The organism is uncultured Thiodictyon sp., from assembly GCA_903837595.1.
Classification (GTDB): domain Bacteria; phylum Pseudomonadota; class Gammaproteobacteria; order Chromatiales; family Chromatiaceae; genus Thiodictyon.
This window is the reverse complement of record CAILVI010000393.1, coordinates 1-8,850: the sequence shown is the minus strand read 5'-3', so window position 1 is coordinate 8,850 and position 8,850 is coordinate 1. Positions and strand designations below refer to the sequence as shown.

Sequence of the window (8,850 nt, the reverse complement as noted above, 5' to 3'; positions counted from 1 at the left end):
GCACTGCGGTACCTGACGGCGGTCCTCAACCACACGATGACCCCGCAGGTTGCGCCAGGGCGCTCCCGGACCCCTTCGCTGGTAGCCAGCAGGAACCCGAGCGGCGAGCGAACGAGCCAGTGCTGGTCGTCACGCCAGCGGACGCAACAGTGGTGTCTTGCATAGCGGCATTTACTACCCACCAGGCTCCCTGAAGGCGCGGGTTTGCGCACAAGGGGCGCGTGAGCTTGCCCAGTATTGTGAAGAGCGCCAACTCCCACTGCATCGCCCCGGTAAGCTCTTGGTCCCGGTGCGCGCCCAGGATGCGTCCCAACTCGGTCTGCTCGAATCCCGGGCCGCGGCGCATGGCATCGCGGTCCAACGCATCGACCGGGACACGCTAGGCAGAATGGAGCCCGATGTCCGCTCTGCCACCGGAGAGGCGCTGTTGGTTCCCAATACGGCAGTGGTCTCACCCAGCGCGGTCCTTGATGCGGTGTCCCGAGAGTGTCAAGACGCCAGTGTCGATATCCGGTGCGGTGGTCGACTTGAGCGCGTTGAACCCACGTGTCAGCGACTGACCTGGGCCGGCGTCGGCCTGAGCTACGGCCACGCGATCAACTGTGCCGGCGCCCACGCCGACACCGTTGCTCATCACTTCGGCGCCGGCCGGCGCTACACCTTGCTACCCTTCCGCGGCGCCTACTGGAGGCTGGACCCGCACTCGGGGATACGCCTGCGTCATCTGATCTACCCGGTACCTGACCTGCGCGTGCCCTTCCTTGGTGTACACACCACTACCAGCGTTACCGGCGACGTTTACCTGGGGCCGACCGCCACCCCGGCGTTTGGACGCGAGAATTACCGTGGTCTGCAGGGCATCACCCTGACTGAAGCGGGTCGTATCGCCGCCCTACTCGCCAGTCAATTGATCGTTGGTCGCGACGGCTTTCGCCGCCTGGCTTGGCAGGAGTCGGCACGGATCAGCAAGCGTGGTTTCGGCGTTGCGGCGCGCGCCCTGCTGCCGGGGCTGCGGATTGAGCACCTGCTTGCGACGGACAAGGTGGGCATACGCGCGCAGCTGTTGGACCGTACTACCGGACGTCTGGTCATGGACTTTCTGGTGGAGCGTGGCCATAGTGCTACGCATGTCCTGAACGCCATCTCTCCGGCGTTTACGAGCGCCTTTGCGCTTGCGCGCCATCTGATTGATGGCTATATCGAACAAAGGTCACTGAACGAAATGGTGGAGTTAGAGCGATGACGACGAACGAATTGCAGGCGGCGCCGGGAGCTTTGGGTACACCGGGTCAATACAGCGACGGCAGTCCACAGGATACGGTGCAGTACCTGGAGTGCAAGCTGATCCTGAAACCGGACCGTTTCACCTCCGCGCGGGTCTTCCTGGAGTACGGCGAACTGGTGGCGCAGACGGCGAAGGCGTGCGGGGTCGTTTTCATCAATCGACCGCTCGCCGTCAAGCCCGTGTTTCGCGAGGTGGTGTTCCTGGATACGGCCGACTTCCTGCTCTACAATCATGCATTTATCCTGCGTCGGCGCATCGCCTACGAGGACGGCTTTCCACTGCCCGACCCGGAGATCGTCTTCAAGTTTCGGCACCCCGACCAGCAGTTGGCTGCGCAGCTGGATGTGCGGCCCCAGATGGCCGGCAAATATCGGATCAAGTTCAAGGCCGAGGCCCTGCCGCTCAAGGATCAGGTGGGCGGGTATCGGCTGCTATACTCGCACAATGTGCAGTTTTTCCTGAGCCAGGCGCCGGAGAGTGATCGTACGGTGATGGGTAACCTGGCGCGTGTGTTCCCGGCCCTGGCGGCACTGAATACCGTCGCTGACGAGCGGGTCCATCTCGTGAACCAGACGATCGTCGAGGAGGTTTTGCAGGACTTGGGCACCCTGGATTTCGGCAAGGGTGTGACCGCCGCCGCCAATATCGCCATCTGGCGCGAGCGCGGCACCCACCACACCCTGTGCGGCGAGTTCGCTTTTCAGGCTAAGTTCAGGCGCCGGGACGATCTGCACGAGAAGGCGGTCGAGCGCTGCCGGCAGTTCTTCATTGCCTTGCAGTCGGCCGGGCGTGACTGGCTTTCACTCGGAACGACCAAGACCGGGCTCGTGTACCGGCTCAAAGGCAATCCACCGCAGAGTCACGAGTAAGATGGACACGGCGATTGACCCCATTGCCCGTGAGACACTGAAGCAGATCACCTGGCGGTTGATCCCCGCCCTCTGCCTGCTCTACATCGTCGCCTATCTCGACCGCATCAATATCGGCTTCGCAGCCTTGCAGATGAATCAGGACCTGCAACTGAGCGCGGTGGCCTACGGGACCGGTGCCGGCCTATTTTTTCTCGGTTATGTGCTGTTCGAAATACCCAGCAACCTGATCCTGCAACGCCTCGGTCCACGGGTCTGGATCGCCCGCATCATGGTCAGTTGGGGGCTGATCTCGATGCTGATGGCGACGACGCGTAGTGAACAGGGCTTCTATGTGCTGCGCTTCCTGCTCGGCGTCGCGGAGGCCGGTTTCTTTCCCGGGATCATCCTGTATCTGACCGCCTGGTTTCCGGCCCGCGAACGGGCGCAGGCGATCGCGCTGTTTGCCACCGCCACCGCGCTGGCGGGACTGATCGGCAGTCCGCTGTCCGGCGCCATCCTCCAGTTCGATGGCTGGTGGGGTTGGCGCGGCTGGCACTGGCTGTTCGTCCTCGAAGGTCTGCCCGCAGTCCTGTTGGGACTGGTGGTGCTGGTGAAACTGCCCGACGGTCCAGAGAAGGTCCGCTGGCTACCCCCGGGCGGATGCGACTGGTTGCACCAGACCCTGAGGCGGGAGCGGGAAGCTGCCCACAGTCAGACTCGGCACACTCTGGGCGAGGCGCTGGCGAGTGGGCGGGTGTGGCTGCTGGGTCTCGTGTATTTCTGCATGGTCATCGGCATGTACGGCATCGGTCTGTGGCTGCCGCAGATGCTGCGGGCCTTGACGCAGGTCGGCGATATTACCCTTGGCCTGCTCAATGCCGTGCCGTTCCTGGCGGCGTCCTTGGGGATGGTGCTGATCGGCTGGCACTCGGACCGGCGCGCCGAGCGGCGTTGGCATATCGCCGGCGCGCTGGTGCTGGCGGCGGCAGGTTCGCTGCTGGCGGCGCAGACGGCAACCTTGCCCTTGGCCCTGCTCGCGTTTTCGCTGGCGGCGGTGGGGGTATGGGGCGTGATGGGGCCGTTCTGGGCGCTGGCCACCTCCTTTCTCAGCGGGACCGCGGCGGCCGGTGGTATCGCGCTGATCAATTCGCTGGGCAACGTCGGCGGCTTTGTCGGTCCCTACCTGATGGGCTGGTTCAAAGACCTGACGGCCGGTTATGGCGCCGGGCTGGCGGTCGTCGCCGCCATCCTGCTCCTCGGCGCCGTCCTGGTGCTGCTGGTGCGACCGTTGCGGACGCCGGGTCTGGACCAGCAGCCATCATCATGGCGCAGGGTGGTCGCGCCGCGGGCCGCGTCGCCCACGCGCCGGCCGCCGTTCAGCCGTGGCCACGGTGAGCCACAACGGTTGGGTGATGACGATGTGCAGTGAATATCTGGCGACCGGCTTTGCCAATGTGGATGCGTGCGATGACGCCAGCGCCTATCAGCAGTGTCTGACCTTGCTCGATTCGCTGCCGTACTTCATGGCCTACAAAGAGCGCAGCTACGAGTTGCTCGATCTGTCGGCCGGTCTTTCTGTGTTAGAGATTGGCTCCGGGCTCGGGGACGACGCATTGCGCATGGCGCAACGCGTCGGCGCTGACGGATTCGTCGTGGGAGTCGATGCCAGCTTCATGATGGTGAATGCAGCGGTGGCCCGCACCCCGGTCGACTCGCGTGTCGGGTACGTCCAAGCGGACGCCCGCGATCTCCCATTTGCGGATGAGCGCTTTGGTCGTGCCCGGGTCGACCGGGTCTTGCAGCATATCGCCGGCCCCGAACAGGTGATTCGGGAAATGGTTCGGGTGTTGGCGCCGGGCGGGCTGCTGTTGGCCTACGACAACGATTGGGGAACCTTTTCGGTGAGCGGCAGCGATGACGAAACAACTACAACCATTGAGACACTGTGGGCGAGCTCATTCCAGAACCGGTGGATCGGCAGATACCTGAAACACTATTTCTTGGCGGCCGGATTGCGGCAGGTTATGATCGAGCCATCGGTTTGCGTGGTCACTAATTTCGCACTGGCCGATCGCATCTACAATCTGCGCCAAACAGTGGAGCGGGCGGTGGCTGCCGGTCGTCTTATGCCTTCGGTTGCGCACGAGTGGGTGCTGGACGCGCAGGCGCTGAGCCAATCCGGCGGCTTTCTTTGCACGCTGACCGCCTATACGGTGGTGGGAGTGAAACCAGGAGGAGCGTCTGCCGGCGCGGCGCAGATGAACTCCAGGTAGCTCAATGCCTCGACTCGGCGCGGACGATCGCGGTGGCGTATTGGGAAGCCAACACCAAGGCGGCGTGCCGCGCCTGGTCTGACGGGCTTGCCCAAGGCAGCGTTCCCACACCCTAATGGTCTGGAGCAGGTTCGGGGCGCGCCCGCAGGAAGGGGATCAGCGCCGTCGCAGTCTCTGACGGGCGCTCCAGCATGGGCAGGTGGGCGGCCCCGGGCAGGGTGATGAGAGTGCTGCCGGGCAGGCGTTGGTGCAGTGTCTTGGCGCCCGCGACTGCATAGACCCCGTCGGCCTCGCCCCATAGGATCAGCACGGGGAGCGTCACGTGCGGGGGCGGGTCCAACGCGCGGTCGTACAGGTTCACAATGTCCCAGACCTGCTGATAGTGCCGGTTACGTGCGACATAGTCCTTGATCATGGCGTCGCGCACCGGGTCGGGGACGGCCGGCGGGACGGCGAACAGGAGCCGCAGTTCCAGGTCGAACTGGTCGCGATCAATGGGAATGAATGGGTTGACGCCGTTCTGGATCGCCTGTTGGACCCCGGGCGCCCAGTCCACCACCCCCAGCGGCGGTCCGATGAAGGCCAGGCGGCGCACGGCTTGCGGGTGACGCTCCACATAGAGTGCGGCGATGGTCCCGCCCATGGAGTTGGCGGCCAGCGCGATGTCAGCGAGCCCGAGCGTGCCGACGAAGGCGTGCAGCAGTTCGGCCTGGCGCACCAGGTCGTAGTCGGTGACTGGGAAGTCAGTGCTGGCGCCGAACCCGGGCAGGTCCGGAGCGACCGCCTCAAACCCGGCCGACGCCAAGGCGCACAGGAGGTCGTGCCACTGCTCCTTCTGGGCGAACAGCCCGTGGAGCAGTAAGACCGCGGGCCCTTGACCGGCGCGGCTGTAGTGGACCACCCCGTCATCCAGGGTCACGGTGCCGGCGGCGATCTGACAGGCGGGCGGCGCGACCCGCGGATCGGCAACCGCCAGCGCGCCCCAGAGCAGGAGACCCAGGAACCCGATGAGCGAGGCAGCGGCGGGGGAGTGGCTAGAGTTCATAGGGGTCCAGGTCGGCGACCTGCCACGCCTGAGCGTGGTCAGTCCTCGGAGGGGTCCTTGTCCGTCAGCCGGTCTTCGCGCCCGGAGATCAGTTTCTCGATGTTGCTGCGATGGCGCCAGATCAGGAGCCCGCTCATGATCAACTGCATCCCCATCAGCGCCGGCGGCAGGCCCATGAGCCACACGATAAGCGGCGCCAGCGCCATGGAGATCAGGGCCGCCAGCGAGGAGATCTTCAGTACCTTGGCCACGAACAACCAGATCAGTAAAACCGGCAGACCGATCGGCCACCAGATCCCGAAGACCGGCCACCAGATCCCGAACTGGACACCGAAGGCGGTCGCCACACCCTTGCCGCCCTGGAAGCCAAAGAACACCGGAAAGAGGTGGCCGATGAAGGCCGCCAGTCCGGTAGCCGCCAGCACGGCCGGTCCGACGCCCAGCAGGTGCCCCACCAGCATCGGCAGCAGCCCCTTCAGGCTGTCCCCTAAGAGTGTGATGGCGGCCGGCTTTTTTCCGCCGATGCGCAGTACATTAGTCGCTCCGGGGTTGTTGGAACCCTGGGTACGGGGGTCCGGCAGGCCCATCAGGCGGCAGACGATGATCGCGCTCGAAATCGAGCCCAGCAGGTAGGCGGCGATGATGAGTGCGGCGGCGGTTATTATGGTAATCATAGGTGCGCATTGGAACCGGGATGCCGCATCCGGTCAAGTGCCCGTCGGCGGCTGTTTTGCCGCCCGATCCTGGGGCATCATGGCCGCCCTCAGTCCCCGCCGGAGTCCCCGCATGCCTGTTCCCGCGCCCACTCAGTTAGACATCGTCTTTATCCGCGGTCTGACCATCGAGACCACGATCGGCATCCACGACTGGGAAAAGCGCGCCCGCCGTCCCGTGGTCCTGGACCTGGAGTTGGGCTGCGACACACGCCGGGCCGCCGCGACCGACCGCATCGTGGACGCGTTGGACTATGACGCGGTCACTCGCCGCCTGACCCAGTTCATGGGCGAGAGCCGCTTTGATCTGGTGGAAACGCTGGCCGAGCGTTGCGCCGACATCCTGCACGATGAGTTCGCTTGCCATTGGGTGCGGCTGAGCCTGAACAAGCCCGGCGCGCTGGGCGCGGGGGTGGATGTGGGTGTGATCATCGAGCGAGGGCACCGCGCGGTCTGCGCAGAGACCCCCTGAACCGGGAAAGATCGCTGCTGGATTAGCCGCCAACCGTGAGCCGGGGTGGCGCGGTCGGCCCCGCCGATGCCCAGACCGGCGCGGCCTGGTGTAAACATTCTTGGCCGTTTCAGCCCCGGCGTGCCACAATTGCTGCAATGCAGCATTGCAGGGCCGTCGGGCCCCGCGCTGCCACCTCATCTTCCTGGAGAAGCAGCAATGCAAAGTGTCTACATCGCCGGCGCCAGTTCCGGCAGCGGCAAGGCGGCGGTCATCCTGGGCTTCATGGAGATGCTCTATGCGGTGAACCGCAAGGTGGGGTTCTTCCGCCCGATGATCGCTACGGGGCCGGATGACGATAACCTGATGACCCTGATCCGCAGTCGTTACGCGCTGCCGTTTCCGCCTGAGATGCTCTACGGCTGTACCGCGCAGACCGCGCGAAAGCTGATCGGGGGCGGCCAGTACGATGAATTTCTTAAGGTTATACTGGATAAGTTCAAGCGCCTGGAGGAGTCCTGCGACCTGGTGGTGGTCTCCGGAACTGACTTCCGCGGGTTGATTCCCTCGCTGGAGTTCGACTTTAACGCGGACCTGGCCAACAACCTGGGGTGTGCCCTGGTGGTGGTGGTCAGGGGCTTCGGGCGCCGCCCCACGGATGCCGTACAGGCCCTGCAGCTGGCCCACGAGTCCATGCGCAATCGCGGCGGCGACGTGCTGGCGAGCATCATCAATGGTGTCTCACCGGAGTATCTGGACCAGGTGACCGAGCGCGCCCACGCACTGATGCCGACCACCGAGAAGGTCTATGTGCTGCCGGCGCAGCCCACGCTGCGGATGTCGACGGTGGGTGAGATCGGCCAGGCACTGGGGGCGCAGTGCCTGATCGGCGAGGGCGACGCATTGAACCAAGTGGTCACCAGCTACAAGGTGGCGGACATGGAGGTGCCGGACTTCCTGGCCCATCTGGAGGATGGCTGTCTGGTCATCACCGCGGGGGATCGTTCCGACATCATCCTCGCGAGCATGGCGGCGGAGGCCTCCGCCGCCTTTCCGCGGGTCGCGGGGCTGGTGCTGACCGGCGGCCATCGCCCGGCCGACAGTGTCCTGCGCCTGCTGGAGGGGATGGAGCAGACCAAGATGTCGATCTTGAGCGTGCCCACCGATACCTTCCAGGCCAGTCTCAACGTCAATCGCATCGAGCCGACCATCCTGCCCGGGGACGAACGCAAGATCGCCGCGGCCTTGGGCGTCTTCGAGTCTAACGTGGACATCGACGACCTGCGCGGACGCATCAGTGTCCGGCACTCCGAGCGCATCACCCCGCTGATGTTCGAGTACCAATTGTTCCGCCGCGCCAAGTCGATCCGTCGGCACATCGTGTTGCCGGAGGGGGCCGACGAGCGGGTCCTGCGCGCCGCGGAGATCCTGGCACTGCGTAAGGTAGTGGACCTGACGATCCTGGGCGACCCCGAGCGGATCGCGCGGCGCTGCGCCGAGTTGGGCCTGAAGCTCAACGGCGTGCGGATCATCGACCCAGTGACATCCCCGGAGCGGGAGCGCTACGCCGACGTCTACCACCAGTTGCGTCAGCACAAGGGCATCTCGCAGCAGATGGCGCGCGATGTGATGGAGGACGTGAGCTATTTCGGGACCCTGATGGTCTACTGCGGTGACGCCGACGGCATGGTGTCGGGCGCTGACCATACCACCCAGCACACCATCCGCCCGGCTTTCGAGACCATCCGCACCGCGGTGGGTACCAAACTGGTCTCCAGCGTCTTTCTCATGTGTATGGCCGACCGGGTGCTGGTCTACGGTGACTGTGCGATCAATCCGAATCCGGACGCGGAGCAACTCGCGGACATCGCGATCTCCTCCGCCGCCACGGCCGCGGCCTTCGGTATCGAGCCCCTGATCGCCATGCTCTCCTACTCCAGCGGTACCTCTGGTAAGGGCGAGGACGTTGAGCGGGTCCGTGAAGCCGTGCGCATCGTCCGGGCGCGCCGCCCGGATCTCAAGGTCGATGGCCCGATCCAGTATGACGCCGCGGTGGATGCAAGCGTGGGCGCCTCCAAGATGCCGGGCAGTGAAGTCGCCGGACGCGCCACCGTCTTCATCTTTCCGGATCTCAACACCGGCAACAATACCTACAAGGCGGTACAGCGCAGTTCCGGCGCGGTGGCCATCGGCCCAATCCTCCAAGGTCTGAAGAAGCCCGTGAACGACCTG

7 protein-coding genes and 1 pseudogene are annotated in these 8,850 nt (G+C 64.9%); 6 read left to right on the top strand and 2 right to left on the bottom strand.

The features are described from left to right. Positions 1–121: 121 nt before the first annotated feature. From QZY44_RS23595 to QZY44_RS23580, 4 genes and pseudogenes are all read left to right on the top strand, one after another. Positions 122–1,243: pseudogene (locus QZY44_RS23595) on the top strand (FAD-dependent oxidoreductase); the annotation flags it as partial. Then, on the top strand, positions 1,240–2,154 hold the full coding sequence (locus tag QZY44_RS23590; RefSeq protein WP_295453673.1) for a hypothetical protein: 915 nt from the start codon (positions 1,240–1,242) through the stop codon (positions 2,152–2,154). The pseudogene QZY44_RS23595 and the gene QZY44_RS23590, both read left to right, overlap by 4 nt. A gap of 1 nt (position 2,155) precedes the next feature. Continuing rightward, positions 2,156–3,565 (top strand): MFS transporter, encoded by a 1,410-nt coding sequence (locus QZY44_RS23585; RefSeq protein WP_295453669.1) that lies wholly within the window; start codon positions 2,156–2,158, stop codon positions 3,563–3,565. Then, positions 3,528–4,409, top strand: a complete 882-nt coding sequence (locus QZY44_RS23580) for a methyltransferase domain-containing protein (protein WP_295453665.1) — start codon at positions 3,528–3,530, stop codon at positions 4,407–4,409. Before QZY44_RS23585 ends, QZY44_RS23580 begins: the two co-directional genes overlap by 38 nt. Positions 4,410–4,521: 112 nt before the next feature. Here the strand turns inward: QZY44_RS23580 and QZY44_RS23575 are convergent, their stop codons facing one another. Together QZY44_RS23575 and plsY are read right to left on the bottom strand one after the other, a co-directional pair. Next, positions 4,522–5,454, bottom strand: a complete 933-nt coding sequence (locus QZY44_RS23575; RefSeq protein ID WP_295453662.1) for an alpha/beta hydrolase — start codon at positions 5,452–5,454, stop codon at positions 4,522–4,524. Positions 5,455–5,492: 38 nt separating this feature from the next. Further along, positions 5,493–6,119 (bottom strand): glycerol-3-phosphate 1-O-acyltransferase PlsY, encoded by a 627-nt coding sequence (plsY, locus tag QZY44_RS23570; protein WP_295453676.1) that lies wholly within the window; start codon positions 6,117–6,119, stop codon positions 5,493–5,495. 121 nt (positions 6,120–6,240) lie between these two features. Here plsY and QZY44_RS23565 point away from each other — a divergent pair, with 121 nt between their 5' ends. Both QZY44_RS23565 and pta read left to right on the top strand, forming a co-directional pair. Further along, positions 6,241–6,639, top strand: coding sequence for a dihydroneopterin aldolase (locus QZY44_RS23565; RefSeq protein WP_295453659.1), 399 nt, complete (start codon positions 6,241–6,243; stop codon positions 6,637–6,639). Positions 6,640–6,837: 198 nt separating this feature from the next. After that, a partial coding sequence (gene pta / locus QZY44_RS23560) for a phosphate acetyltransferase (protein WP_295453654.1) occupies positions 6,838–8,850 on the top strand: 2,013 nt, incomplete at its 3' end.

Coding starts and splice junctions, on each gene's coding strand:
- QZY44_RS23575 (WP_295453662.1), bottom strand. CDS start 5,454: ATGAACTCTAGCCACTCCCCCGCCGCTGCCTCGCTCATCGGGTTCCTG.
- QZY44_RS23565 (WP_295453659.1), top strand. CDS start 6,241: ATGCCTGTTCCCGCGCCCACTCAGTTAGACATCGTCTTTATCCGCGGT.
- QZY44_RS23590 (WP_295453673.1), top strand. CDS start 1,240: ATGACGACGAACGAATTGCAGGCGGCGCCGGGAGCTTTGGGTACACCG.
- QZY44_RS23585 (WP_295453669.1), top strand. CDS start 2,156: ATGGACACGGCGATTGACCCCATTGCCCGTGAGACACTGAAGCAGATC.